22 protein-coding genes and 3 pseudogenes are annotated in these 25,970 nt (G+C 46.7%); 17 read left to right on the top strand and 8 right to left on the bottom strand.

Annotated elements, in window-relative coordinates; genetic code table 11:
* Nucleotides 1-142: 142 nt before the first annotated feature.
* From sigK (FHS18_RS00630) to FHS18_RS34145, 7 genes and pseudogenes are all read left to right on the top strand, one after another.
* Nucleotides 143-607, top strand: a pseudogene (sigK, locus tag FHS18_RS00630) (RNA polymerase sporulation sigma factor SigK); the annotation flags it as partial.
* Between the two features lie 868 nt (nucleotides 608-1,475).
* Nucleotides 1,476-2,111: a matrixin family metalloprotease gene (locus FHS18_RS00625; RefSeq protein ID WP_183595883.1), complete on the top strand. Its 636-nt coding sequence runs from the start codon at nucleotides 1,476-1,478 to the stop codon at nucleotides 2,109-2,111.
* A 28-nt stretch (nucleotides 2,112-2,139) separates the two neighbouring features.
* Entirely contained in the window at nucleotides 2,140-2,829 is a 690-nt protein-coding gene (locus FHS18_RS00620) for a hypothetical protein (protein ID WP_183595881.1), read from the top strand.
* A 625-nt stretch (nucleotides 2,830-3,454) separates the two neighbouring features.
* Nucleotides 3,455-3,640: a CDI toxin immunity protein gene (locus tag FHS18_RS35320; RefSeq protein ID WP_425497273.1), complete on the top strand. Its 186-nt coding sequence runs from the start codon at nucleotides 3,455-3,457 to the stop codon at nucleotides 3,638-3,640.
* Nucleotides 3,641-3,643: 3 nt separating this feature from the next.
* Nucleotides 3,644-4,177 (top strand): RNA polymerase sporulation sigma factor SigK, encoded by a 534-nt coding sequence (gene sigK / locus FHS18_RS00615; protein ID WP_409348525.1) that lies wholly within the window; start codon nucleotides 3,644-3,646, stop codon nucleotides 4,175-4,177.
* A 140-nt stretch (nucleotides 4,178-4,317) separates the two neighbouring features.
* Nucleotides 4,318-4,494, top strand: coding sequence for a hypothetical protein (locus FHS18_RS00610; protein ID WP_183595879.1), 177 nt, complete (start codon nucleotides 4,318-4,320; stop codon nucleotides 4,492-4,494).
* Complete coding sequence (locus tag FHS18_RS34145) at nucleotides 4,487-5,071, top strand: zeta toxin family protein (RefSeq protein ID WP_246427386.1); 585 nt, start codon at nucleotides 4,487-4,489, stop codon at nucleotides 5,069-5,071. Before FHS18_RS00610 ends, FHS18_RS34145 begins: the two co-directional genes overlap by 8 nt.
* 427 nt (nucleotides 5,072-5,498) lie before the next feature.
* Here FHS18_RS34145 and FHS18_RS00600 read toward each other — a convergent pair whose 3' ends face one another.
* Together FHS18_RS00600 and FHS18_RS00595 are read right to left on the bottom strand one after the other, a co-directional pair.
* Nucleotides 5,499-6,977 carry an MFS transporter gene (locus FHS18_RS00600; RefSeq protein WP_246427385.1) on the bottom strand — a complete coding sequence of 493 codons (1,479 nt, stop codon included), beginning with the start codon at nucleotides 6,975-6,977 and terminating at the stop codon, nucleotides 5,499-5,501.
* A 108-nt stretch (nucleotides 6,978-7,085) separates the two neighbouring features.
* A complete protein-coding gene (locus FHS18_RS00595; protein WP_183595877.1) occupies nucleotides 7,086-7,658 on the bottom strand; it encodes a hydrolase in 573 nt (190 codons plus the stop codon).
* Nucleotides 7,659-7,785: 127 nt separating this feature from the next.
* Here FHS18_RS00595 and FHS18_RS00590 point away from each other — a divergent pair, with 127 nt between their 5' ends.
* Nucleotides 7,786-8,673 (top strand): TetR/AcrR family transcriptional regulator, encoded by an 888-nt coding sequence (locus FHS18_RS00590; protein ID WP_183595875.1) that lies wholly within the window; start codon nucleotides 7,786-7,788, stop codon nucleotides 8,671-8,673.
* Between the two features lie 113 nt (nucleotides 8,674-8,786).
* Here the strand turns inward: FHS18_RS00590 and FHS18_RS35315 are convergent, their stop codons facing one another.
* The gene (locus FHS18_RS35315; RefSeq protein ID WP_183597254.1) at nucleotides 8,787-8,939 is read right to left on the bottom strand and encodes a transposase; all 153 of its coding nucleotides are present in this window, start codon (nucleotides 8,937-8,939) and stop codon (nucleotides 8,787-8,789) included.
* Nucleotides 8,940-9,256: 317 nt separating this feature from the next.
* Between FHS18_RS35315 and FHS18_RS00580 the strand changes: the two genes are divergently transcribed.
* On the top strand, nucleotides 9,257-10,192 hold the full coding sequence (locus tag FHS18_RS00580) for a VanZ family protein (protein ID WP_183595873.1): 936 nt from the start codon (nucleotides 9,257-9,259) through the stop codon (nucleotides 10,190-10,192).
* A 252-nt stretch (nucleotides 10,193-10,444) separates the two neighbouring features.
* Nucleotides 10,445-10,958, top strand: a pseudogene (gene sigK / locus FHS18_RS00575) (RNA polymerase sporulation sigma factor SigK); the annotation flags it as partial.
* 341 nt (nucleotides 10,959-11,299) lie between these two features.
* Here the strand turns inward: sigK (FHS18_RS00575) and FHS18_RS00570 are convergent.
* Together FHS18_RS00570 and FHS18_RS00565 are read right to left on the bottom strand one after the other, a co-directional pair.
* Complete coding sequence (locus FHS18_RS00570; protein WP_183595871.1) at nucleotides 11,300-12,094, bottom strand: rhodanese-like domain-containing protein; 795 nt, start codon at nucleotides 12,092-12,094, stop codon at nucleotides 11,300-11,302.
* Between the two features lie 27 nt (nucleotides 12,095-12,121).
* On the bottom strand, nucleotides 12,122-13,966 hold the full coding sequence (locus FHS18_RS00565) for an alpha-galactosidase (RefSeq protein WP_246427384.1): 1,845 nt from the start codon (nucleotides 13,964-13,966) through the stop codon (nucleotides 12,122-12,124).
* A gap of 123 nt (nucleotides 13,967-14,089) precedes the next feature.
* Between FHS18_RS00565 and FHS18_RS00560 the strand changes: the two genes are divergently transcribed.
* On the top strand, nucleotides 14,090-14,914 hold the full coding sequence (locus FHS18_RS00560) for an AraC family transcriptional regulator (protein ID WP_183595869.1): 825 nt from the start codon (nucleotides 14,090-14,092) through the stop codon (nucleotides 14,912-14,914).
* 188 nt (nucleotides 14,915-15,102) lie between these two features.
* On the opposite strand, the gene FHS18_RS00555 is transcribed toward FHS18_RS00560, so the two are convergent.
* Entirely contained in the window at nucleotides 15,103-18,726 is a 3,624-nt protein-coding gene (locus FHS18_RS00555) for an S-layer homology domain-containing protein (RefSeq protein ID WP_183595867.1), read from the bottom strand.
* 315 nt (nucleotides 18,727-19,041) lie between these two features.
* Here FHS18_RS00555 and FHS18_RS00550 point away from each other — a divergent pair, with 315 nt between their 5' ends.
* Nucleotides 19,042-20,034: an aldo/keto reductase gene (locus FHS18_RS00550; protein ID WP_183595865.1), complete on the top strand. Its 993-nt coding sequence runs from the start codon at nucleotides 19,042-19,044 to the stop codon at nucleotides 20,032-20,034.
* Nucleotides 20,035-20,173: 139 nt separating this feature from the next.
* On the opposite strand, the gene FHS18_RS00545 is transcribed toward FHS18_RS00550, so the two are convergent.
* Both FHS18_RS00545 and FHS18_RS00540 read right to left on the bottom strand, forming a co-directional pair.
* A complete protein-coding gene (locus tag FHS18_RS00545) occupies nucleotides 20,174-20,353 on the bottom strand; it encodes an ATP-binding protein (protein ID WP_343060340.1) in 180 nt (59 codons plus the stop codon).
* 381 nt (nucleotides 20,354-20,734) lie between these two features.
* Entirely contained in the window at nucleotides 20,735-21,193 is a 459-nt protein-coding gene (locus FHS18_RS00540) for a DUF2975 domain-containing protein (protein ID WP_183595863.1), read from the bottom strand.
* 85 nt (nucleotides 21,194-21,278) lie between these two features.
* Between FHS18_RS00540 and FHS18_RS34140 the strand changes: the two are divergent.
* The 5 genes and pseudogenes from FHS18_RS34140 to FHS18_RS00520 form a co-directional block, all read left to right on the top strand.
* Nucleotides 21,279-21,371, top strand: a pseudogene (locus FHS18_RS34140) (RNA polymerase subunit sigma); the annotation flags it as partial.
* Nucleotides 21,372-21,529: 158 nt separating this feature from the next.
* Entirely contained in the window at nucleotides 21,530-22,600 is a 1,071-nt protein-coding gene (locus FHS18_RS00535) for a LacI family DNA-binding transcriptional regulator (protein ID WP_246427424.1), read from the top strand.
* Nucleotides 22,601-22,829: 229 nt separating this feature from the next.
* Nucleotides 22,830-23,744 carry a carbohydrate ABC transporter permease gene (locus FHS18_RS00530; protein WP_183595859.1) on the top strand — a complete coding sequence of 305 codons (915 nt, stop codon included), beginning with the start codon at nucleotides 22,830-22,832 and terminating at the stop codon, nucleotides 23,742-23,744.
* The gene (locus tag FHS18_RS00525) at nucleotides 23,744-24,574 is read left to right on the top strand and encodes a carbohydrate ABC transporter permease (RefSeq protein ID WP_183595857.1); all 831 of its coding nucleotides are present in this window, start codon (nucleotides 23,744-23,746) and stop codon (nucleotides 24,572-24,574) included. The genes FHS18_RS00530 and FHS18_RS00525 overlap by 1 nt, the downstream gene beginning before the upstream one ends.
* A 63-nt stretch (nucleotides 24,575-24,637) precedes the next feature.
* On the top strand, nucleotides 24,638-25,930 hold the full coding sequence (locus FHS18_RS00520; RefSeq protein WP_183595855.1) for an ABC transporter substrate-binding protein: 1,293 nt from the start codon (nucleotides 24,638-24,640) through the stop codon (nucleotides 25,928-25,930).
* Nucleotides 25,931-25,970: the final 40 nt, after the last annotated feature.

The following is a 25,970-nucleotide window of genomic DNA, read 5'->3' as shown; positions in this document are numbered from 1 at the left end:
TTCTCTGGTCTAGAAAGGCTGGTTGTAATTAACAATATTATACTAATTATACTTGAAATTTGTTGAATCAGTAAGTAATAACTGGATATATCACCGCCTTGCGTTGTCATATGAGTGCTGATTACATTGGGTTGTGTTCACATTGTCGATCGGCACGATCGGTCTGATCAAAGCCTTTGAGAGCTTCCAGCAGGGCAAAGGGACGAAGCTCGCGACCTTCGCCGCCCGTTGTATCGAGAACGAGATACTTATGCATCTGCGCAGCTTGAAGAAGACGAAGAAGGACGTATCGCTGCATGACCCGATCGGAACGGACAAAGAGGGTAATGAGATTACGCTGATCGACATCCTTGGCTCGGAGGCCGACGATGTAGTTGATAAGGTGCAGCTGAAGATTGAGAAGAGCAAGATTTATAAGAACCTGGATATTTTGGATGATCGGGAGAAGGAAGTTGTTGTGGGCCGGTTCGGACTGGAGCATGGCGGGGAAGAGCGAACGCAGCGGGAGATTGCGAAGGAATTGGGGATTAGCAGGAGTTATGTGTCGAGGATTGAGAAGCGGGCGTTGATGAAGCTGTATCATGAGTTTTATAAGCAGAAGAAGTGATGGGACGCTGCGCCCACCTTGTGCCCGCAGTTCCAATTGCAGATGAAAAACCCGTCGGCTAAAGCGTCGACGGGTAGGGGACTAGTTTGATCACTCTGGGTCGAAGTTAACTGCTATTTTTGCTTTGCCGTTAACTTACCAGCTCCGATTCCCTTCACTATCTGTTTTGGACTTGATATCGATTACAACAGTACTCCTCGCTAGTTGCATAACTTTGATTTTAGCGATATATGATTTGATAAATCCAAACCTCTAATAGATGAATAAATAAATTGATAGCAGCAACAAGTAACTAGTAACTATAGTATAATTAACCACTTCATGAAACAAAGCGGACACTCTGAACTTACTTCGTCAAGTATTTTATTATAAAGTATCTGCTTTTAAGCAACTTTAGCTCAGTATTCAACCGGGCTAAGGTTGTTTAGTTTTTCTTCGTATGCACACCTCATCAATCATTTTGAGTGTAATCAGAATGTTAAATGACTGCTTCTCAATTAGTCATTCGAGCAAGCCAGATCGTTGGCTTCTCTCTACTTGTAATTAAGGCAAGGTATAATGAGGCCAATTGCCATTAACCATTTCAAATTTGATACTTCTCGACAAGTGTAGACATAGTTTTAAGACTTAATATCTATTCAATCATCAATTTATACGCCCTATAATAAATTCCATGTAAAACCATATTTTATAAAATATAGGGGGTGCGGATAGTGACTGACTTGATTATTTAGCCTTTCATAATGATGAGATGAATTCATTTTATTTAAGGGTCTTGAGGCAAGGCATTTTAAATTGATTTTTCCAAATAGTTGGCAACCTTTGTTCTGCGAGCGACGTCTAAAAATGAAATTGAGGAGTTGAACCAATGGATATGATGAAATTTGTTTCGAAAAATAAAACAACCATTACAATGATCGCACTTGGGATTGTGGTATTCGTGGGAACTTCCTATGTAAGTACCGTTCAAGCAAAAGGCTTAGGATATAGATGGTATTCTAAAACTACTGCTGTCCAATTTAATGTTCCTTTTAACGATACTTGGAAGACGCCTATTCAAGCAGCAATGTCATCATGGAACAATGTTGCAGATGCAAATACCAGTGATAGCGCTACTAGTCTCCCGAAACTATCTGTAACAACTACCGACGTTGAAAATGACTTTTATACTGTAAATAGTACGTCGTATCCCTGGTCTGGTAAGATGTTTCCTACAAAATACACCTCCGGCGGTAAGGAATATTTAAGTGCAACTGATATAGCATTTAATTTGAGATATTCGTTTACCAATGGCGCTGAGGAAAACAAAATTGACATACAGGTTAATGCTGCTCATGAACTAGGTCATGCCTTAGGTGTAGCACATTGCCATGAGGAAGGCGAGACTCATAACTCTGGCGATTCGAATAATACAATGTACCCAAGCGTTTTCTTTAATACGACATACCAAAGATCATTAGAATCCTATGACACAGCTTCTTTTCAGCTTATTTATTGGGATTAACTAAAAATTTGGAGGAGGAGTTCTACGGATGATTAAAAAGATTGCGTTGACAGGTACTGTGATTGTGGCATGCGTAACGGCTGGGCTATATTATCCTTTTCTTGGTCATTCAGAAAAAATTGTTAAGCCAGTTTATCATGACTCAGCGTCTTACCCATATTTTGAAACGGAACAACTTATGGGTGAAGCTGAAGTAGTAGCACATGGTGTTGTTAAACAGAGGGGTAAAACAGAGATCGTCAAAATTCCGGTTACGACAGAAATAGATGTCACGAAAGAAAATGAAGGAAAATTTGTTGAGAACGTTGAAACCCCCATCACCATAGAGGTTACAGAAATCATTAAGGGCAAAGAGAAGAAGAAAAATATTATATATATGGAAGAAGGCGGGGAACTTGAAGACCGCATCGTAGAGCCAGATGGTGGATTTTTGCAAGAAGGAGATGAGGTTGTAGTCTTTTTGACAGAAGGCGGCCATTCTTGGGGTAAACAAGGTGTTCTGAGAGTAAACAAAACAGATAATTCAGTAGTTGTCCAAGAAAACAAACAAGAAAAGAAATTAAAAATTGATGAATTGAAAACGAAGTTAAAGAAGAAGAACCAGGAACTCCAATTAGAAGATCAGCTTCCATCAACAGAAGAGGCAGTATTAACCGAGAAGGATCCCCCGGTGGAACCAACAAATGAAGAGGCAACAACAACCAAAGAGGTTCATTAATAGTTCATAAGCCTAAGGGCAAAAATCGCCCCTAGCTTTCAAACGTCCGAGATTACTCTGAGAGGTGAAATTCAAGGAAATACATTTTGCGATTGGTCAGGAGGTGACTCCTGCTATTCTAATAATTCTTATTTAGTGGTTACTAACAAGGCTCTTGAAATTCTGATAATGCATCAATAGATGATTGTGAGAAGGATACAATTATCAGCTCGTTTACCTAACGGGAGACTGTACAGGGAGTAGTTTGCCGCCGCGGAAGCTACTCCTGTTTCATTGAAGTACGAAGAACGTTAGTGTAATTAAAGAAACCACTCCATTGTCAGGAGTGGTTTTCACTTTATATACTGATGTAGATATTATGGTCAAACTGTATTTTGTGCTTAGCTTAGATACATTGCGGGGAACCGTACCATAAGTAAGCATAAACTCTTCTCTAAGTGAAGCTTCAAAGAACAATTCAATGTCCTTGACGTTTCTTTGGTCTGGGCTATTACCAACGTTTATTGTGATCTTATGATGATCGTGTGGAGTAAGTGTATGCAACCCCAAAAATACTTCTTCATGTCGTGTCCGTAGCAAACCGTATTATAAAAAAGACAGCCAAACGCGTTGACGGGCTACCGCATTGATAGTTCAGACGCAACTTCACAAAGTCGTTGATTCTTTAGAAGATGTATTGGCAGTTAGTTCTGACACCTTTGTTCTGTCCTCTTCAAAGTTCGTAATTGAATTTCATCATGAAGGAAAAACCACTATTGGCCACCTAACTCATTCACACTTTAGCAAACTGACGCAAGGACTGATTCACTAACCATTGGTTACATCAGGTTGTGTTCACATAGTCAAAAAATTCGACAACACGGGCGAGGATCTGGAGGACTTGATCTCGATCGGCACGATCGGTCTGATCAAAGCGATCGAGAGCTTCCAGCAGGGCAAAGGCACGAAGCTCGCAACCTTCGCCGCCCGGTGTATCGAGAACGAGATACTTATGCATTTGCGCAGCTTGAAGAAGACGAAGAAGGATGTTTCCTTGCACGATCCGATCGGAACGGACAAAGAGGGGAACGAGATTACTTTAATAGATATCCTCGGATCAGAGGCAGATGACGTTGTTGAGAAGGTGCAGCTGAAGATTGAGAAGAGCAAGATATATAAAAACCTGGATATCCTCGATGATCGGGAGAAGGAAGTTGTCGTAGGCCGGTTCGGGCTGGAGCATGGCGGGGAAGAGCGGACGCAGCGGGAGATTGCGAAGGAGCTTGGGATAAGTCGCTCCTACGTGTCGCGGATTGAGAAGCGGGCGTTGATGAAGTTGTATCATGAGTTTTATAAGCAGAAGAAGTGAGGGAACTGCCTTACTCGGGTAATGACAGACGTATCAAACAGGTACGTCTGTTTGTCATGTTGTACACATGGGTGAAACTAATATTAACCATGAAGATATGATATACTTTGTTATCTTCCAAATGAGGGGACGGGGTTAGCGTGAATCGCACACAAGATCTGGGGAAGTTTATTAAATTGACCGGGGATCGAGCAAAACTGGATGCAAAAGCCAATGGAACCTATATCGTATACAAAACCAGCGAAGGCGAGTTTGTGAAAGAATACAGCAATGGCGAGGTCGAGCGAATGAATGTACAGGACCTTCACCATGAATGAACCTCTGGTTACAATGTTTGTATTCGCCGGTAATAACGGCAGCGGTAAAAGTACGATTCGCAACCTAATTGTTGATCGACTCGGGGTAAGTGTGAATATCGATCCAGATGCTTTGGCTCGTGGAATTGACCGCGAAAATCCAGAGCGTCGAAGAGTTTCAGCGGGAAAAGAGGCGATCAAGCTTGCGAGGGAATGCATCCTGCATAAGCGTGATTTTACAGTGGAAACCACACTCGCGGGCGGTAATGTGATTCGTCAGATGCAAGAAGCCAAGAAGAATGGATTTGAAGTCATCATGTTTTACGTAGGACTAGGGGATGTTCGCCTTAATATTGAACGCGTCGCCGCGCGAGTTGCTTTTCGCTTTTGCGAGGAGCTGTGCGGCCTTCTCGATGCCCGTAGAGCCCCAGCACGTTGCATATGGATTCTCCAAGCATTAATGACATCCGGCACTGAATATGTCTCGAGATCCTGGGGGCAAGGGAAGGTCTTGAAGGTCGCCGATGACCGCTTACAAGTCCAGTCTTTAAATACAGTCGGATCCTCAGAAAACGGATGTCCAGCAAGCGTACGATAGAGCATAGAGACTACTTGTGATTACTCCTTGATTACTGAAATCCACTTATGAAAGGTTCTTCTCTAATAAGATCATCACTTGTTCTTCCATCACACGTGGTGGATAGAGCCATGTTTTACTGTTCCAACAATGACAAAAACCGCAGATAGGATCAGAGCAAAGCCCAGTAAATCAATCATCTCAAACCTATTGTCCAACCAAACAACGGACAGTATCGTGGCCAGAGCATCAATACGCTACGGGCAGATATACAAGTTGAGGAATAAATTATCTACTCTAAGGAGAGATATCAACCAGTAAACACTGGCTGACATCATAATACGAAATGTTAGAGGAGTTCAACAAGAAATCTCCCAATCATCGAATGGGAATTTCCTTTCAATTCGACTCGGAGCTCATTGCTAATCATTATTGCATTGCGTCAAAATCAAGTGGCCGCTGAAGTGCTTTCACAATCTATTTTCTGTTGCGGTCGGAACCACGAGGCTGCAAGTGCCAGTAGAGAAGTCCCTATTAATGCGACGATGACCCAGCGGTAACCTTGAATGACGAAAGTAAAATCAACGGCCGAAAGCACATTATTCTTTCCGGTATACAGTACGTTCTTCAGGTGAACTGGCAGCGCTGCGCCGACGATGGTTAAAGAAAGCGCCGTACTCAGCACCTGGCCCAAGTTATATAGCATGGACCGCAGTCCATTCGCAACCCCGCGGCTTTGCTCTGTGACGGACGTCATAATCTCCGTCGTATTGGGGGTAAGAAATAATCCGGTCCCGATCCCGATTAACAGCATACCGCAAGCAGTGACTCCGTAAGAAAAATTGCTCCCGACTACGAGCAGGAGTAGGAGAAGTCCTGCTGTAGAAATGAGAATTCCAAGCGAGGTCAGAAACCGAATGGCTACCCTCTTGGTTAACATGCCGGCAATCGGAGAAATCACCAACATCCCTATCGAAATTGGAAGGATCCTGAGACCGGCATCGAGCGCGTTTTGGTGGAAGGCAAATTGGTAATACAACGCGAAGAGCAGAGCGACAGCTGTGCGGGAAAAGGAATTAAAAAATGTAGCGATGTTCGCCATACCGAACGTCCAGCTTTTAAAAAGGCTTAAATCAAGCAATGGTGATGCAGATCGATGCTCATGCCATATAAATAACGGGGTCAATATGGCGAATACTGCAAAACCTCCGATCACCTGCATGTTTCCCCAACCCAACTCTCCCCCCTCGGATAAAGCAATGATTAACCCGGCTAAAGCGAAAAAAATCATGATGCCTCCATATCTGTCCACTTTTGAATGGATTCGCGTTAGGGGCATCTCCCTTAGAATACAGAGGCCCCAGATTAGAGCAATAATTCCGAAGGGGACATTACACCAGAACACCCACCTCCAGCCCCAAGCGGTCGTGACCATGCCGCCGACGACCGGGCCAAGCACCTGTGCGACGGAAGCAGACAATATATTCAGACCAAGTCCGGTCCCGAGCTGCGATTTGGGAAATGCATCGGTGATCAGCGGTGTAGTATTTGTCACCACGAGCGCACCTCCGGCAGCCTGTACGATCCGAAGAAGAATTAGTATCTCTACATTAGGCGCATAGCCAAGTAGTAGACTGGATACGGTAAATATGGCCATTCCTACTAAATACATCCGCTTTCTTCCGAAAATATCCGAAATTTGTCCAAAGATTAATATCAGAATAGTATTTACCAGCATATAAGAAAGCAAAATCCAGCTGGACGCTGAGGCACTGGCATGAAATTGCTGGCTTAATTCTGGCAATGCGACATTTAGCGTTCCGATATTGATCAGAACCAGGAACGCGCCGAGACTGGTTACAGATAAAACTAACCAGGGGTACATCCTGTTGGACCTGGTACTTCTCCTTTGAGTAATTGCGATCAACCTCCCACTAAAAAGTAATATTCTCTCCCGGTTTCTCGCTGATTCGCCCCTAAATTAAAGAAACGACCCCTGGAACCTGATAGATCCCAAGGGCACATCTCAATAGGTTCAAGCTTCTTCAAGTGCAGAGATGATTTCTTGCGTTGTCCGAATACGTCCAATACGCGGAAAGATAGTATTTTTCACGTAATCGTGCTCAGCTTGAGAAAATCCGGTCATGGCATCAATCGCGAAAATTTGCTGATACCCATGCATAAACGCCTCCCGCGCGGTCGTATCCACGCCAAGCCCGGTAGCGATCCCGCATAAGACGATGGTGTCGATTCCTCGACGGCGCAACTGCAGATCGAGATCTGTTCCGTAAAAAGCTCCCCATTGCTTCTTGGTGATGATATGGTCTGTCTCGGCGACCCGCATCTCCGAGACGATCTCATCCCATCTCTCAGGCAGATTCATTGGTGGCGCAGGAGAATCCAACTTCGGTCTCGGGATATCCTTAAGATCCTTGCTAGATACCCGGACAAGAGCAACCATCGAGCCTTGCTCACGGAAAGCATCTGCCAAGGCGGCAGCGTTAGATACCACCTGCTGGGCGGAATAAGGGGAGTATTGATTCCCTAACCATTTTTGCAAATCAATGACAACCAACGCTGTCTTTTTCGGATCCAATAATTTTTCCACTTCGCATGTGCTCCTAAACGATTTAGATTTGACCTTCAGTTTGTTATAATGAACTCATGGTCATTTGACTAGATGTTTGATATTTTGTACGATAATTCATAAATAGTCAAGCTGAGGAGACTTTTTTATGAGTGTGACAAGAGAAGATGTTGTAAAATCGGCGGTCAGACTGTTTAAGGAACGGGGGTTTCTATCGACGACGATTCAGGATATTGCAGAGGATTGTGGTATTGCTAAAGGCTCTGTCTATAAATATTTTCCTTCCAAGGAAGACCTTTTCAGTGAGGTATTTGATCAATGCCATAACGACTATTTTGATCAGGTCGATGAGCTGACGCGCCTTCCTGGACTCTTGCCGGAAGAACAGTTTGTGCAGCAGATCATTCTACGATTCCGTTATTTTATAGAGTACAAGCATATACTGGTCGAATTCACGGAACTCCCCATCCAACAAGATCCCAAGTTCCAACCGCTTAGACACAAAGTTAGGGGACGGCTCATCCGATGGCACAGTGAGTGCTTGCTGCATGTGTACGGCGATAAAATCAATCCGTACTTATGGGATTTGGTTTCCATCTATCGAGCGATTCTGAAGGAGTACCTATTTTGGATTGTTTATGAGGAGAAGTCGTTGTCGCTCGAGGAAACGGCAATGTTCATATTGGACAAGCTCGATGTGCTCGTTAAGCATTTGGTTGCTTCCGATCCGAAGCCATTACTGAAACAAGCTTCGTTCGAGAGGTATTTAAGCTGGGGGCTCGCGGACCGTCAAGGGGAGAGGGAGCAGATCCTTACCGAGATATTCCTGGAGATGGATTCGACTCTTAACGTTCTTCCAGCCGGTGCCGAACATCGTTCGGAGCTGAAAGGGCTTTATCATTTTATCCAAACGGAGGTTAGGAAAGCGGAACCGAATCTCCCGTTGTTACAAGCTTCGCTATACTATTTGGAAAGGGAGAAGAGGCTTAAAAGTCTGGTCATCCAATTGAGGAATATTATTCATTCGGGTATATAGGGCGTTCAGTATGGATTCGGTAGTAATCGGGTAAATAGTGGACTTGATTTGCAGAAGCTATATTCGCGACTTTGTGTCCCTTGCCCTCAGTTCTCTCTTATCGTAGAACGCCTTTATCTTCTTGTTACGGAGAAGACGCCTGGATCAAGGCCAGCGAAAGCGACGAGCTTTTTGGAATTGTCGAACCGCTCGATCTCGCCGACTTCGGATAAAGCTGTTGCCGCAATTTTATTGCCGATGCGGGGATTGAGCGTAAGTGTTCGAATGTTGCAATCTCTTCAGCGAGAGCATCTATTTTAACTTCGAAGCGGGATAGATGCTCTTGGTTCTTGAGAAGCGATTGGACTAGGATTTCAAGGCTTACAAAATGGCTGCTCATCGTTGCTTGAGTAAGCGGATTTCGTTCGGCGGCTGCCATCAGTTTGTCGGCACGTTCCTCAGCCCAGCGTTCCGACGCGCCCGGAGGATAAGCTCCTTAATCGCTGCAATCAGCTCAGATTTGCTTGTCTCCAGCACTCCTGGAGGTCGGAATCCGAAGCAGGACATGAAGCGAAACCAGTACTTGCGTATAAAGGAGAATATAATGAATACCAAGCACCGCAAAGTTATTTTGGTTATAACCCTGTGCTATACAGTCTTGATTTTTTATTTTATGTTTCTTGCTTTTGGCAGAGCAGAAATGGTAGATCAGGTGACAGGGTATAGCTTTCTATTTTTACCGGATGAGTTTTTTAGGCTGCCGGGTCTATCGAATCTTCTACATCCGACGCTGATGGATGTTTGGGCTCTTGGGAACATCGTCGCCTTTATCCCTTTCGGCATCTTGATCCCGTTGTTGTATCGAACAGGTTTCTTTCGATACATGATCCTTTTTATCATGTGTATCCTTGTACTTGAGACCGTTCAGGCGCTCACTTTGCTTGGCAGCTTCGATATGAACGACGTTATTCAAAACTCAGTGGGGGCAGCAGTCGGATTCGGGGCGTTTAGATTAGGATTTCGTACAAAAAGGGTCTGGAGAAACATAGCTGCTACGTGCATCTCCGCCATAGTCCTGATGATTGGGATCTGGGGAAGCTTCGGGATCGTCGACAACGCGTTCACTAAAGAACAAGGCACCTTCGTTGCGTTAAACGATCTGAAAAACAGCGGTATACATTCATCGGCGGGAACAAAGCGAGACAGCTTCCAAATTGGTGAACAAAACGTAGAGCCCCAGTATAATGCATATAGCACCGAAGGCCAACAAACGGTGACGTACACCTATACGTTAGGCAAAAAGGAGCTGTATCTCTACTTGAATTTTGGGATTCCCAATCAGGAGGAGGCTTATGGGAGTCTAAGCGTCTCCGCCGATGGCCAGGAGTATCTGTCTATGTCCGCAGAAGATCCAAGCGATGAACCGGAGATGTCCTCCATTTATCTTCAAGGGGCCAATGAGCTCACGATCACCCTGGAGGGGAATGCGAGAATATGGGATGTGGGATTTAGGGAGATGAAGTACAACTGGAATTGGTAAAGGGGACGACCATAGGAGAAGAATGACGTTCAAGCTACTTGAAACATTCGGGCTTACTACCGAATTTTATTCATTAGTACAGTTAATCATGGACTGTATCTTAAAATAGCTTCCCCGTTCCGTTCATATGGAGCAAAACCCTTTTAAAGAAATGCAACCAGTCGTCAGATATCAATTGGCGATTGTTGTTATCATTTGATGAAATAGTAGCTCCAACAATTTTACTAACCATTGGTTACATTAGGTTGTGTTCACATAGTCAAAAAATTCGATAACACGGGGGAGGATCTGGAAGATTTGATCAGTATCGGGACCATCGGTCTGATCAAAGCGATCGAGAGCTTCCAGCAGGGCAAAGGCACGAAGCTCGCGACCTTCGCCGCCCGTTTGTATCGAGAACGAGATACTTATGCATTTGCGGAGTTTGAAGAAGACGAAGCAGGATGTATCGCTGCATGATCCGATCGGAACGGACAAAGAGGGGAACGAGATAACGCTGATTGATATATTGGGTTCCGAGGCGGATGATGTAGTGGATAAAGTGCAGCTGAAGATCGAAAAGAGCAAGATTTATACAAACCTGGATATCTTGGATGAGCGAGAGAAGGAAGTTGTGGTAGGACGGTTCGGGCTGGAGCATGGCGGGGAAGAGCGGACGCAGCGGGAGATTGCGAAGGAACTGTGGATCTCGCGGAGTTATGTTTCAAGGATAGAGAAAAGGGCGTTGATGAAGCTGTATCATGAGTTTTATAAGGCGAAGAAGTGAGGGATAGGCACTCCGGTCATATCCTCCCCAAATAGTAGTCAGGTGAAAGTCATAGCAATTTATGCCTGTAAAAGAAAAAGGCGCGGACCATTGTAAACTGGTACCCATACACTGGACACTTCAAAAAAAGTGTTCAGCGTATGGGTGACTTTTTGTATACTACCCGAGCAAATCCTAGGCCAAGGAAAGCATGAACATCAAGTGTGCTTCGATTCCAACTTGAACACGAACAAGTAGTAGCCCGCATCCAGACATCAAGATGTGGGCCGCAAGGATGGATGTTATTCTTGTTTATATACTCGACAGCGATACCGACGACGACTACGGAAGCAGCAAGTCTCCTATATTAAAAGATACGGATATTGCTCTATACCTGGTATCGTGTAGACTCTGCTATAGCCTGCATCGATAAGCGCCTGGGCCGCTACAGAACTCTTATACCCCTTTCGACAGTAAAGGATTAATGGTGTATCTTTTCTAACACATACCGAAAACGGATTAATTGATATCGCATGTAACGGTATACAGATGCTTTCCTGGATATGCCCTGTTTTATAGTCTTCATTCGTCCGCACATCAATAAGCATTGCAGCAGGATCCTTTAACATCAGCTCCCACGCTTCATCGGGGGACAGATTTTTACTTTGGAATCCTCTGCCCTCAGTCGGAGGAGTGCGCTGCTCCCTATCAAGCATTCTTATGACAACTGCTGCAGCTTCCGCATGAGTTAAGCTGCCCGCAGCGTCGAACAGGTTAGGGTCACGACCGGGCATTATGCCTTTCACATACATCTGCGCTATATGCATAACGCATGTGCGGCAGGAATATAAGTCCCTAAGATTTTCTGCCGCCGACCATTCATATTCATCTTTTTCTCCAAGTTCTGTTAACAGCGCCTCATGAACGATTCTTGCAGCTGAACGGCGCTCAATAGGTTTGCTTATGTTAGTTAGATCATAATCCTCAATGATTCCCTTATACAACGCGTAATCCATATACCCTGATGACCAACAGCCGCGAGTTGGCTCTATATGGCCTTTACTGCTTCTTATGACCATGGTCACAAACTGTTCAGTCGTAACATGATCATCAGGATGAAGATTGGCCTCCGCATCAACATTTATTGCTGTTTCCATTCCTATTCTCCTAGGTAAGTTCTCGGGTTAAACAGGAGTAACTCTTATGGTGACATTGTCATAGGCGTCAATACCTGTCACGGAGAAGGTTCTTGAATTGTTCGTAGTAACCTTGTCTGTCCATAAATCCTTTAGGCAATAGCTTTCAGCATTTTTGAATTTTTCAGCATCCATTATTTTGTGCCCAAGATAATCAATAATGCGGCTCACATCAACGGAATGCTCCTTCGTGTCTCTTGAGTCGCTGAGATTTATAAAGGATATGGCAATATCTCCGTTCGCAAGAGGCTTTACCAGAATATCGACACGGTTGTTATTAGCGATATAGGCCGTATCGGGATTGGCATTATCGATCGAGCAGTAAATTCTTTTGGCCTGGATACCGAGGGGGTCCTGATTCAAAGCGATTACATCTTTGTTCGCAATAATCATCCATAGCTCGTCACCCTTTGCAACCCGTCTTAAATCCAATCCAAGCATAATCGGAGCATTCATCATACACCACATCGTCATATGGGTTTTACTCATGTTCGTTGTGATACCGTTCATGCCGATGACAAGCATATCGGGATCGTTCCACCCCTTGTCAAGTCCGGCAAACTCGTCCATAATAACCGCCTTACTATATTGCGAGGTTATACTTGCGGTATGGTTGGAACTCCATTCGGCGGAGCCCGGATCGCCATCAGAGCCGACACGGAAGGTAATATCATTGAGAATACGCCAGGAGTCTCCAACCTTATATCCCCAGTTATGAGGCTGTGTTTTACCCCATTCACAGATTGAGAGTACAATATCATGGGCAGGGTCAGCCTTGTTCAAGCCTTCGAGCAAAGCTGCATAGGAATTAAGGGTATTTTCCTGCCTTCTGTGGTTCATAAGACGTATGATATTTACTCCTTCATTTAAGAAAACCGTTATTTCTTCCGAATCTACGAATGCAGCTGTACTTGGGGTAAGAGGGAGCATATTATCAAAATATCGAGTTTCATTCTCTGCGTTTCCTACCGCAAGCTGGAGCCAGCGTCCCGTGCCGTCTTCCTCACCGCTTGCGTAATTTACGGTTATGGCGTATTGTCCGCTAGTCGGTGTGTTCACGGTAAACATAAGCTCGCCCCAGCGGTCGCCCACAGGTGTCGTGCCCACGTTTGTTCCGTCGAATGTACCGATATTTGTGACATCGTCGCCGCTGTTTTTGGATGCGCCCTGGCCTAAAATAACACCGTCCTTAACAGCATTTAAAGTTACATTCAGTCCCTCGCCGGTAACCGTTATGCTTCTGATATTCGGGGCATAGGCATATTTTGCATTTGTTGAGTCTGAGAACGTTGCATTGTCCCATAGGTAGTAGCAGTTATCAACCTTTATAAAGTCAACCCCCCAGTCTACATAAGACCTCGTGTCGACATCTTCAAAGCCGCAAGTGCCTACCGCAGAGCCTGCACAAAGATTGGTACCTATATCGTTGTACATACCGAATTTTAGGCCCTTGCCGTGGATGTAATCGGATAATGCCTTAAAGCCGCTTGGGAATTTAATCGTTTCATTTGAAAGCAATCCGTTCACGCGTTCGGACTTATAGCAGCCGTCATCGAGCACGACATACTTGTATCCCATATCCGCAAGCCCCAAATCAACAATTGCGTCCGCCATTGCCTTTGTGAGTGCCTCGTTGTTCTTACTGCCAAATGCATTCCAACTGTTCCAGCCCATGGCGGGGAGCCGTCCCTGCTTTTTATCTAAAAGCACCTTGCCGTTTGAGAAAGCCGGAAACATATAGTCAGGATCTGTGATCTCGTCCGGCGCAGTCCTTGATGTAGTTCTCGCCGATGCGGAGGTAGATATTGACTTTTTATTCATAAACTTGTCCATAAGAAACCCTCCTTGAAACTAGCGTTTTCATTGTTATGATAGGACAATTAATTGTGTTGTTAAATATGTTTTTATCGAGTGATTATGGGGAAATGTGATATATTATTTTCGGAGCTGATTTCAATGAAACTATATTATGCACGAAGCCCTTTAATCTCATCTGATATTTATCCCATGCAATATGGTGAACAGCAGTGTGAAAACAGCTATTCCTTTGGACCTGCAGTGCGCAACTTCTATGTCATCCACTACATTTACAGCGGGCAAGGCGAATTGCATATTAATAACAAAGCTTATAACGTACACGCAGGACAGTTTTTTCTGATTTATCCGAAACAAACGGCATATTATAAGGCGGATGACAATGATCCATGGCTCTATCGCTGGATTGAGTTTGACGGCAGCTTTTCGGAAAAGCTTATGGCTGTGACGGGCTTCTCACACGAAAACCACGTTATAAATGATGATAGTGGTGTTGGGAAGGCACTTAAACATCTAATAGATATAGGCTGGTCGGACTTCGAAACCATCATGAGCCATTTTTGGTCACTTATCGCGGCGTTTACGAAGGGTAAATTATTAAAGAAAGATGAGAATACAGCAGAAACTTATGCCTCGAATGCCAAAAACTACATAAGAAGCAATGTTCACAAAAGGATATCCGTTTCAGAAATTGCACATTTTTTAAACATAGACCGCAGTCATCTGGCACGTATTTTTAAAAGCATATGCGGCATAAGCACACAGCAGTTTATCATTTCTCTTAAAATGGAGATGGCTTCGCAATCCCTAAAAAAAAGCAGTATGACGATTAAAGAAGTTGCCAATAGTGTCGGATATGTCAATCAGATGGAATTTTCCAAGCTTTTTAAAAAACACTTTAATATGACTCCCACACAATGGAGAGAACTAGAATTCTTTCAACAGTCCATAAATAACTATGAATGAAAGTTTTTCGGCGGCCTTGATCCGGTCATCTATCGGACAAAGGCCGTCTTTTTCTTGCAATCGAGCGAGAGTCCTAAGTTACATCATGCTATTTCATCAGACCGGAGATTTTCTTTGTAAAATAGAAGGAGACCCTTCCGGTTGGATATTGTCCAGCCGGAAGGGTCTGCATTTTTCTGTTTACGCTTTTACTTAGCTAAATATTCGACGAACCTTACAAAGATAGTAGCTACTTCGGCGCGGGTTGCGGTGACTTTGGGGGCAAAGTGGTTGTCCGGCTTGCCTAATACAATGCCGATGCCCTGCAGCGCTTGAACGGCCTCCAACGCCCATGAGCTGATCTCACTCTCGTCCGCGAAGGACTTAGATTGGCTTTCAGGTATCTCATAGCCCTTGTATTTCATGTAGTTGTACATGATCACCAGCATCTGCTCGCGCGACATCAGTGAATCGGGGTCAAACAGGTCTGCGTTTATACCGTTGACTATGCCGCTTTCGGCCGCCCACTCGACTGCCGCCGTGTACCACTGCCCGTCCGTCACGTCGCTAAAGCGGGAACTCGTGTAGCCGGAGCGGTTTACGTTCTCAAGATTGGCCAGTACCTGCACGAACATCGCGCGCGTCATTGCGGTGCCCGGTGAGAACGTCGTGGAAGTCGTGCCGTTGAAAAGACCGTATGCGTAGGCGAAGTTTACGTAGCTGTAGTACCAGTCGTCCATGTTGACATCCTTGTAAGGATTGCCCGACATCACGAAGAAGCCCAGTGGGGTGTCGTTATTGAACACAAGCTCCGCACCCTCATGGATGTTCAGCGACATGCCGTTGTCTAAGCCGACACTCGCGCCGCCCGGTCCTACCACAATCGCACCGTCGCTCTGTATCTTCGAGCCGCCGTGGATATCCACCTGGTTTCCGCTTAGCAGGTTCACATGCGCGTCACCGCCGCCCACGGTGACCGTACCGTCGCCCGCTATCGTCGAGCTGCCCGGAATGGTCACTGTGCTGTGGCTGCCGGGTAGCGTCACTTCGGCGCTCTTGTCCGCCGGAATGGTCACCTTATCGTTCGAGTCTATCGTTGTGCCTTCGGGTACCTTAATCTTCGTCCCGCCCTTGGTTGCAATCTCGCCGCCGCCGGGTAGGGTGATGTTGCCGTTGTTGTCTGTGATCGCGGGCTTATCCTTAGGTGTATTCACTGTGTAGTTCGACTTCGACAATACAGCGTTTGTCTCTGTGCTCGTATTGCCGCTGTTGCCACCAGAAGGATAGGTCACAATGGGAGTCGATGTCTTCTTCGGTGTAGCCGTTGCACTACTCTCCGCGCCGTCGCCCTTTGCACTTACCGCAACGATCTTGAAGGTGTAGGCTTGGTCGTTTGTCAGGCCCGTGAAGGTATATTTGGTCTCCGCCGCACCCAGTGTGACTAGCGTCACGTTGCCGTACCAGACTTTGTAACCCGATATCGCGCTGCCGCCGTCCTCAGCCGGAGCAGTCCAGCTCAATGCGACCTGTCCGTCGCCCGCCGTCGCCTTGAAGCCGACCGGAGCACCGGGACCGTCCGTTTTTCTCTGCGCGAACATCCAGTCAAAGACGTCTGTGTAGTCATTGTTCCAAGCCGGCAAGTTAGAGGACTGCGCCGTGGGAGCTATGCTCCAAGTCCCCATCGTTATCTGGTTGTAAAGAACCGCAGCTTCAACCTCGTGCGCTATATAATCGGCCAGGACAGGTGTGTTGGCCGGATTCGGCCTCTGACTCGGCTGATCATATTGATTGTAGGGCCACGTAAGAGCCTCATTGCTCTCAAAGCGCGAAGCCCTCGCGTTGACCATTTTCGGCATATTGGTGTTTATGAAGTTAGTGAGGTTAGTCTGGTATACGCCAACGTTATTCGCATTGATAAACATCCAATAAGCCAGTTTGGCGTGAGCGTCGTTGGTGCTCGCGTTCGGTGATCCGTTTACCGGAGCCATAGGTGCGGCGGCGGCGAAGAAGCCGGGGTAGTCATTAACTAAGGTGTTCGTATATAGGCCGCCCCAAGAGAAGCCCGCCGCGTAAATACGGTTAGGGTCTACTGCGCCGCTGGCAACCAGGTCGTCTATAACCTTCTTAACATTGGCTGTGGAGGGAGTAGATACGCCATTATAGGAAATATTCAGGATATGGCTGGCGTATTTTTCGGGATTTTCCTCCATTTTTTTCATTAGAGCGACCGAGCCGTTGGCGGATTTCATGGCCGCTTTGGGGTCTGTTTCAGCGTTTATGCCGCCGCGCGACCTGCCGTGGGTATAGACATACAGCGGCAATCGTTGCACCACATTACCGTTGCCATCCTTGTGAAGGTAGAGCGCGCGATTGACCGAATCGCCCGTTGGTGTTGTAAACTTGTCAAGGATCGGATTCACAACTTTGTCCTGTTCAAAAACCACGTTGCGAAGCGGACTCCCGTTCGTCAGTGCGATCTCGTCGTTTTGGACGATGTTGTAAACTTGCTTTGTCGAGTTACTGTTGCCATCCAGCGTTAAATTGCCGCCGCTCTCTGAATAAAACTCAAACTCAACCACGATGTAACGGCCGTTTGCCAGTCCTTCCTGATAATCCGGTGAATGGCTTACCGTCCCCAGATAGCCGCGTACCTTTGGTTCGTCGTTGGCGTATACCCTTGTGATCTTACGCGTCCCTTCAAAGGTCACCGAGTCGCCGTTCAGGGTCGTGTTCCTGGCCGAGACGGTAAACAAGCCCGGTTTAAGCGCGGAGTCTAACGCCGCCTTCCCATCGCCTAAGTCAATGATGACGGCCGTCGTGTACTCGCCACGGGCGAAGTTGTCATTCCATACGATAAAGGGAAGCTGCTTCGCGTCCGGATCGTTTTTGAATGTCACGTGAATGGTATGGTCAGCCTCAACATTTAGAAAGGTATAAGTGCCAGCAGTTAGAGTCACGGCCTCGCCGTCTACCGTCACGGTATCCACAATTTTGCCGTGATTGGGGGTAAACGTAAATTGTTTGCTTGAGCCCTTAGCAAGTCTCAGAACATCGCCGGGTGGGTCCGGCGTTATTGTACCGCCCGGTCCCGCCGTGGCGGTGATTGAGAATCTTGTGTCCGTTTCATTGGCTGAATTGAGCTGCAGGCTGTCTGTAAATGAAGCATCGCTGGAATAGCCCGCGTCCGGAACTCCGAAAGAGGAAACGACTTCATAGCGGTCGCCGCCCTTTTCCGTCGAGTTATTGATATAAACCTCAAAGGTAAGCTTGCCTTCCTGTAAGTTCAAGGTTCCTTTGGGTATTCTCATCTCCACGATATATCCTGTATCCGTGATCTGGGTCCACGCAGCTCTGCCAGGAGCGGACTGCCCTGAAAATACGCCCGTCGCGCTGACGCGCCATTGGTTTGAGCCTCCGGATCCGTTGCCGACATAAAACTCCAGGCTGTCGTACTGGTAATCTCCGCCGGCTCCCTGATATAGATTGCTGTCCTCCACAACTACGCGTGCATACAGGTAGTCGTGGTCCCAAAGGATTCTGGCTGTGCCCGTGGCATGGGGTCTGGGGTCGCCGGGTACAGTGCTTTTGTTGATGGGATGCTCCATTGTCAAGGCCCACAGCGGGTCGTCTGACCCGAGTTCGGGAGTTCCGAAAATGGCGGTCGGCGTTTCATTCGCCTGCAAGCTTGTAAGAGTTGTAGAACCGAGGTCGCCATCACGTGCTTCTGCGTACTCGATGTTGTCAGTGGCGGCGGCAAAGCTGGCAGGCATTAGCGACGCCACCATAACCAAGCAGCAGAGGAACGCGAGCATTCTGCCAAATCGTTTTGACATCAATGAAAATCCTCCTTATTTTTCGATCCGGTGCGCGGCTTACCGCATCGTATTCGGACAAATTGTCAATTTAACAAATGCCCAACTATATGATGTGGTATATTTACCAGGGTTTCAACCTGTCAAAATATAGAATCTAAGGAAACGAGTTCTCCGAGAAATCTTTAACAATAATCATGATTCAATTCAACTAAATGCTGATGTTAAAGGGACTTAGGGCCTACTCTATGCTTCAACGATTGTTAGTGGTATTTCTTTTCTTTCTTCTGCGCGTGCGGTAAAATATAGTAAAAATATGGAAGGTGGGGTTTGGAGATGGACGTAGTCAAATTAGGTCGAACTGGCCTTGAGGTTTCGCGGATCTGTTTGGGTTGCATGAGCTATGGCGATCCGGCGCGCGGATCGCACTCATGGGTGCTGAATAAAGAGGAAAGTCGTCCCTTCATTAAAAGGGCGCTTGAGCTCGGCATCAACTTTTTTGATACGGCGAACATCTATTCCGCTGGAGCAAGCGAGGAAGTCGTCGGTCAAGCGCTGAAGGAGCTTGTTCCTCGAGATGAGGTCGTCATAGCGACCAAGGTGCACGGACGGATGCGGCCGGGTCCAAATGGTGCCGGCTTGTCGCGCAAGGCAATTATGAGTGAAATTGACCACAGTCTGCGCCGTCTCGGCATCGACTACGTCGATTTATACCAGATCCACCGTTGGGATTATCAAACCCCAATCGAAGAAACGATGGAGGCGCTGCACGATGTGGTGAAAGCCGGAAAAGCCAGATATATCGGGGCGTCTTCCATGTATGCTTGGCAGTTCCAGAAAGCGCAGTTTACGGCTGAACGCCATGGCTGGACACGATTTGTTTCGATGCAAAATTATTTGAACCTCCTTTATCGCGAGGAAGAGCGCGAGATGATTCCGCTATGCAAAGATGAGGGCGTAGCGCTTATTCCATGGAGCCCGCTTGCAAGGGGGCGCTTGACGCGTGCTTGGGACGAGACGACCGTTCGCTCGGAGACGGATCAATTTGGCAAAACGCTTTACAGCGCCATGGCTGAAGCCGACCGTAAGGTCGTCGAGCGAGTCGGCGAGATTGCGGCGGAGAGGGATGTGCCGCGCGCACAGATTGCTCTTGCATGGGTGCTGCAAAAGGAGCCGGTTGCAGCGCCGATTGTCGGTGCGACTAAGGCACATCATCTGGAGGATGCGGCCGCGGCGCTTTTAATCAAGCTGACGCCGGAGGAAATCATGCGGCTTGAAGAACCGTATGTGCCACATCCGGTGCTTGGTGGGCTTACGCAGCCGATATAATGAGGCCGGCCGGATTTTGGGCAGCGCTCGACCATTCATGCTGGCCGGAGCATTGGATTTTATAGTGGATTTGGGGTCAACCAAAAAAATGCCGGCATGTCCGTTTTCTGACGACGGGCATGCCGGCTGTTAACATGTTCTATTCATTGGCGGGTGGTTGTATGGAAGGCAGATGAATGTCAACCGTAGTGCCCTCTCCAAGTGTGCTACTAAAAGTGAGCGTACCTTTATGGTTGGCAATGATTCGTTTGCTTATCATGAGGCCTAGGCCGGTGCCGTTTTCCTTACTCGTAAAATAAGGATCGCCAAGGTGGCCCAATGATGCCTGCGGACCGAGGCTACCGTCACAGTGACCAGCAACACGGTGGCAAACGAAGATGGCAAAGAGCTTCAGGCCGCCGGAACGTCTGCCACAATAGCAATCGAGATCACAGTGGACAAGCGCCCTACGCTAACATTATGATTATTTCCGGCTAGAATTGAGAATGAGCATAAGAGCGAGTAAAATGAAACTCCATTATTGGCATGCCTGAGTTTCGGGAGAAAACTACTTCGCGTGAGACAATTGATTGCTTAAACAACAGCGACTTATAGCCGCTGTTGTTTTTTGTTGTTCGTCCTGAGTGGGTCGGACTGAAGAACTTCGAATACCTGTTCACGACTTAGGACGCTTTCGTCATTACAGGAGCTATCTTCTCCGTTAATCATTCTTTAATGGCTTTTGAAGTACGTCCACAATGGCTGCGATGATACTCGTTGCTAGAATCCCCATTAGACCTAGAGATATTGGACCTGCTGCATCATCACCTGTGATTTGAGCATGCACTCTTAAATAAACGATCGCTAATAAAATGAAGAAAATGACAGTAAAAGCGCATTTTTTGATTACCTGCAAAGATTGAAGAGACAATTCAGAGAAAGCATTGTTCTTTTCGATATTGGCTAAAAGTTTGAATGCTTGATACAACGCTACGGAAAACGTAATACATATTCCATATGCACAGACCAAAAGTGGATATAGCGAATAATCACCTGGACGCTCTATCGCGTCTCTTCTGGCTGCTTCAGGCAACAAAAATATACACACGGCAAGCACTGCAATGCCAATCAGAAAAATGATTACTTTTAAGAAAGTGGTTGAACCTCGTTTAATATTCACTTAAAACACCTCATTTAAATAATGACAACATGATTTTAGCATGTAAATTATCGTTTTACAATAAATTAGTGTTGTTTCATATTAAATATCTATTGATATCGAGAAGGGTGAGGTCTACAAGAACCTGGACATCTTTGATGACAAGGAGAAGGAAGTTGAAGTGGGCAGATTCGGGCTGATCACGGTCCACAACGTCAACCAGAGTCAATCCCGCTGGGGTCTTACTTTTATATACACTGCATAAATAATTTGTTATGATGATAAAAAGTTTGGTTTACAAACTGCTGAAAAGTAAACTAACTAACGACTAGTATCTTAAATTGCGGAGTGAGCATCATGGGTAAGAGTAAAAAGATAACAATGCAGGAAATTGCGGATATAGTCGGCGTATCCAAATATGCAGTATCCAAAGCGCTGTCCGGCAAACCGGGGATTAGTGCATCTACGAGGGAAAAAATATTCGAAGTGGCCTCGCAACTCGGCTATCTGGATCAGAAGCTGATCAAAAACATGAATAATCACGTGCAGGATGCGGACGATGAAAAAATGATCGGCATTCTCTTTCCGAATATTCGCAGTCAGAACAGAGACTCCGGGTATTGGGGCAGAGTCTTGGAAGGGGTGTTCAAGGGGTTAGAGTCAAGCGGCATAAGCTCCGTTCTCATTACTGACGATTCGCCTCGCAATTTCCATAAAATTATGCGTCCTGAAGGGCTGCTCGGGATAATTGGAATAGGGTTAATCGATACCTCCATGCTTGTCGATTTACGCAATGTAGGTATTCCCTTCGTGCTTGTCGATCACGAGGACGAGCTGGTTAGTTCTGACAGCGTCTTCATGAACAATTATGATATCTTGCGTAAACAGGTTAAATACTTGATCGGCAAGGGCCATACCGACGTTCAGTTCGTCGGAGATTGGCGTTTTGCGAGAAGCTTTGCAGATCGCTGGAACGGCTTCAAATCGGTATTGGCCGAAAGCGGGATTCCGTACACGCCAAACGAGTCGCTGATTCGCGTTAAGCCCACAAACGATCAAGAGAATCTCGATCTCATCTTGTCTACCCTCGCGGAATTGCAAAGCGGCTCGCTGCCTACTTCTTTTGTGTGCGCCAATGACAAGATCGCTTCGTATGTCTTGCGCGCCATGCGGCAGCTTGGCATTCGCGTTCCGGAAGATACATGCGTCACTGGCTTCGATAACGATGCGGAAATTATGCTGGAGTTCCCGGAGCTTAGCACGGTCAACGCTGAATCGGAGGCTCTGGGGATCAAGGGGGTAGAGATTCTGTTCTGGAGACTAGCCAATCTTCAAATGCCGCATGAAAAGCTTTTGCTGCAAAGCGATCTCATCATTAAGGGCAGCATCGCTCCTCCCCGGACAGCCGGGGAAAAGCATTCCATTTAATGTAGCATTCCAGCGAATGGATCCTCCAAAAATCTCTGATTTGGCAGTTATGCGAATCAGAGGTTTTTTTGTTATTAGTGATCTTATTGTTGTAAACATAAACACAAGTTGTAAACATAATAAATCAGCGATTTTAGTTGACGAATCGAGACTCGATCAACTATTATGTTCCTAAGGAAGCAATTGGAAGCGCTTTATAGATTGAATTCTATAGAAATGAGGTTATGCCATGTTTGGTAAAAAAAGCGGATCCGGCAAAAAGTTTCAGCATAACACGGCTGGATATCTTTTTATTTCCCCGTGGCTAATAGGGTTTCTTCTTCTGACTCTATGGCCGATTTTACAATCGCTTTATTTGTCATTTACCGAGTATTCTCTGCTTGATTCTCCGGTCTGGATAGGAACGGAGAATTATTCGAATATTTTATCCGACAAGCTATTCGTGAAGTCGCTCATCGTTACGTTTACATTCGTGCTTTTTGCAGTGCCGATCAAGATGATGTTCTCTTTATTGGTTGCCATGCTCCTCAACAAAAACGTAAAAGGCATGAGCATATACAGAACACTCATTTATTTCCCTTCTTTAATTGGGGGCAGCATCGCAGTCGCGGCTTTATGGCGCAACATGTTCGGTCTTGAAGGGTACATCAATCATATTCTGGGTTGGTTTGGCATTCAGGGCGTCGGCTGGATCGCCAATCCGGATACGGCGCTCGGTACTCTGATTTTGCTCAATACTTGGCAGTTCGGCTCTACGATGGTTATTTTCTTGGCCGGCTTGAAGCAGATTCCTAAAGATCTCTATGAATCCGCTTCCGTTGACGGCGCAGGCGTGTTTCGGAAATTTTACAGCATTACGCTTCCGATGCTCTCGCCGGTCATATTCTTCAATTTGGTGCTCGGCATTATCAATGCTTTTCAGATGTTCACCTCGGCATTCGTCATCACTGGCGGAGGTCCGGCCAACTCGACTTACATGTACGTATTGTTCCTGTATGAGAAAGCGTTCAAGCAATATCAAATGGGTTATGCATCGTCGCTGGCTTGGATCCTTCTCCTTATTATCGGCGTGTTCACTCTTATTAACTTCACAGTGTCCAAGTACTGGGTCCATTACGAGTCGGAAGGGGGCAAATCCAATTGATGACGGAAAAACAAAGTTCTTGGAAGAACCATCTGATTCTGATTCCGTTTTCACTTCTCATGATTTACCCGGTCATCTGGTGGATCGGCGCTTCCTTCAAAAGCCAAGCGGAGCTATCCCTGCCGACGTTATGGCCCGAAACGTACATGTGGGAAAACTATACGAACGGCTGGTCGTACTCATCCCAATATACGTTCGCAAAGTTTTTTGCCAATACGCTCATCATGGAATTTTGGAGCGTGCTCGGCGGCGTGCTGACGGCCGCTCTCGTCGGTTACGGCTTTGGCCGTCTCAACTTCCGGTTCCGCAACTTCTGGTTTTCCGTGTTGCTAATGACGCTCATGCTGCCATCGCAGGTTACCGTCGTGCCGCAGTACATTATGTATAACAAACTAGGTTTGACAGACAGCTACATTCCGCTCATCTTGCCGCATTTTTTCGGCGGCGGCGCATTCTTCGTCTTCCTTGTCGTGCAGTTTATCCGGGGTATTCCGCGAGAGCTGGACGAAGCGGCACAAATTGACGGCGCATCGGTTTACGCCATTTTTTTCCGCATTATCGCTCCATTGATTAAACCGGCGCTATTCACGGTAGGCATCTTCACCTTCTTGTGGAGCTGGGACGATTTCTTCGCCCAACTGCTCTACTTGAGCTCCGTGGAGAAGTTTACGGTAGGCTTGGGGCTGAGGATGTTCATTGATCAGTTCGAAGTGCAATGGGGACAATTGCTGGCGATGTCGTTGCTATCCGTCGCTCCTTCGGCCATCATCTTCTTCCTGGCTCAGAAGCATTTCGTGGAAGGCATCGCAACAACAGGCCTTAAGGGCTAAACCCATCCATGCTCCATCTGTCTTACGGCTTCCTCATTTCATTATATTAAAGGGAGTGTTCACATGAAAAAGACTAGACCTTGGTTAAAAACGTTGGCGGTCGGTGCCCTGGCATCCGTCCTCGTATTGTCCGGCTGCAATGCCGGCAACAGCGGAAGCGGCTCCTCCGATAAAGCGGCCAATCTGAAAATTATGTGGTGGGGATCCGACGTGCGTCACGAAGCGACCCAAAAAGCGCTAGATATGTACACGGCCGCCAATCCGAAAGTGACCTTCGCTCCCGAGTTCACCGCTTGGGACGGATACTGGCAGAAGCTTCCGACGCTCGCCGCGTCGAAAACGCTTCCCGACATTATGCAGATGGACGCAGCCTATATTCAAGGTTATGTCAAGCGCGGCCTGTTAGCGGATCTGTCCGACATTGACTTGTCCGGTATCGTTGACGAGCAGGTCATCGACAATATCAAGATCGACGGCAAAGTGTACGGCGTTCCGCTCAGCTACAATGGGCAAGGCATGGTATACGACAAAGTTGCGCTCGAGGAAGCCGGGATTACGCTCCCGACCAACAACTGGACGTGGGAAGACTTCTTCGCTTACGCAGAGGAAGCCCGCACGAAGCTCCCGAAAGACAAATATCCGATCGATGATCTCAGAAACATCTGGGAATGGTACCAATTCTATCAAACGTCGAAAGGATTAGGCCCAATCTTTAAGGACGGCACGACGTTTAACTTGGACAAGGATACTTGGTTTGAATTCAACAGCAAATATGCCGAGTTCCAAAAAGCAGGCATCGTACCGCCGGCGGACCTTCAACTTACATCCAAGGAAAACGATCCGCAGACGGATACGTTCGGCACTGGACGCGTTATGCTAAGAGGCGCATCGGTAGGTTCCGCAACTGCAATCGAAGCCTTGCTCCCTGGCGGACGCATTGCCGTCAACAGCTACCCGATTGGCGAAGCCGGCGGCGGCTGGGCGCAATCGACGATTTTCTTCTCGGTAAGCGCAGCATCGAAAAATCAGGCGCAAGCGAAGGAATTTATTAAATGGTTCATTTCGAATGCGGAAGCGGGCAAAACGCTCGGCACCGTGCGCGGTATTCCGATCAATAACGATATATTGAAATCGATCGAAAGCTCTTTTACGGCTGGCGAGCAGCTTGGCATCGATTTGCTGGGAGTGGCCAAAGAAAAAGCGTTGCCGTTCTATCCTGCTCCCGCAGGCGCGGAAGATTTCGTGTCTACGTACAAATCCGAGATGGAATCGGTCATGTTCAACAAAACGACGCTGGAGCAAGCGTATGAGACGCTAGTTGAAAAAGGAAAAGCGGCGGAAGCCAAACTGAAATAAACATCCAGTATGGAAACGGTAAACGAATAGACAGACAGCC

The organism is Paenibacillus phyllosphaerae, assembly GCF_014192105.1.
GTDB classification, from domain to species: domain Bacteria; phylum Bacillota; class Bacilli; order Paenibacillales; family Paenibacillaceae; genus Paenibacillus_Z; species Paenibacillus_Z phyllosphaerae.
The sequence above is the reverse complement of the archived record's forward strand: the minus strand, read 5'-3'. Positions and strand labels throughout refer to the sequence as shown.

What these genes read in the sequence shown, in the direction of transcription:
- FHS18_RS00625 (WP_183595883.1), top strand. Translation starts at nt 1,476, where the DNA reads ATGGATATGATGAAATTTGTTTCGAAAAATAAAACAACCATTACAATG.
- FHS18_RS00620 (WP_183595881.1), top strand. Translation starts at nt 2,140, where the DNA reads ATGATTAAAAAGATTGCGTTGACAGGTACTGTGATTGTGGCATGCGTA.
- FHS18_RS34145 (WP_246427386.1), top strand. Translation starts at nt 4,487, where the DNA reads ATGAATGAACCTCTGGTTACAATGTTTGTATTCGCCGGTAATAACGGC.
- FHS18_RS00590 (WP_183595875.1), top strand. Translation starts at nt 7,786, where the DNA reads ATGAGTGTGACAAGAGAAGATGTTGTAAAATCGGCGGTCAGACTGTTT.
- FHS18_RS00580 (WP_183595873.1), top strand. Translation starts at nt 9,257, where the DNA reads ATGAATACCAAGCACCGCAAAGTTATTTTGGTTATAACCCTGTGCTAT.
- FHS18_RS00570 (WP_183595871.1), bottom strand. Translation starts at nt 12,094, where the DNA reads ATGGAAACAGCAATAAATGTTGATGCGGAGGCCAATCTTCATCCTGAT.
- FHS18_RS00565 (WP_246427384.1), bottom strand. Translation starts at nt 13,966, where the DNA reads ATGGACAAGTTTATGAATAAAAAGTCAATATCTACCTCCGCATCGGCG.
- FHS18_RS00560 (WP_183595869.1), top strand. Translation starts at nt 14,090, where the DNA reads ATGAAACTATATTATGCACGAAGCCCTTTAATCTCATCTGATATTTAT.
- FHS18_RS00555 (WP_183595867.1), bottom strand. Translation starts at nt 18,726, where the DNA reads ATGTCAAAACGATTTGGCAGAATGCTCGCGTTCCTCTGCTGCTTGGTT.
- FHS18_RS00550 (WP_183595865.1), top strand. Translation starts at nt 19,042, where the DNA reads ATGGACGTAGTCAAATTAGGTCGAACTGGCCTTGAGGTTTCGCGGATC.
- FHS18_RS00535 (WP_246427424.1), top strand. Translation starts at nt 21,530, where the DNA reads ATGGGTAAGAGTAAAAAGATAACAATGCAGGAAATTGCGGATATAGTC.
- FHS18_RS00530 (WP_183595859.1), top strand. Translation starts at nt 22,830, where the DNA reads ATGTTTGGTAAAAAAAGCGGATCCGGCAAAAAGTTTCAGCATAACACG.
- FHS18_RS00525 (WP_183595857.1), top strand. Translation starts at nt 23,744, where the DNA reads ATGACGGAAAAACAAAGTTCTTGGAAGAACCATCTGATTCTGATTCCG.
- FHS18_RS00520 (WP_183595855.1), top strand. Translation starts at nt 24,638, where the DNA reads ATGAAAAAGACTAGACCTTGGTTAAAAACGTTGGCGGTCGGTGCCCTG.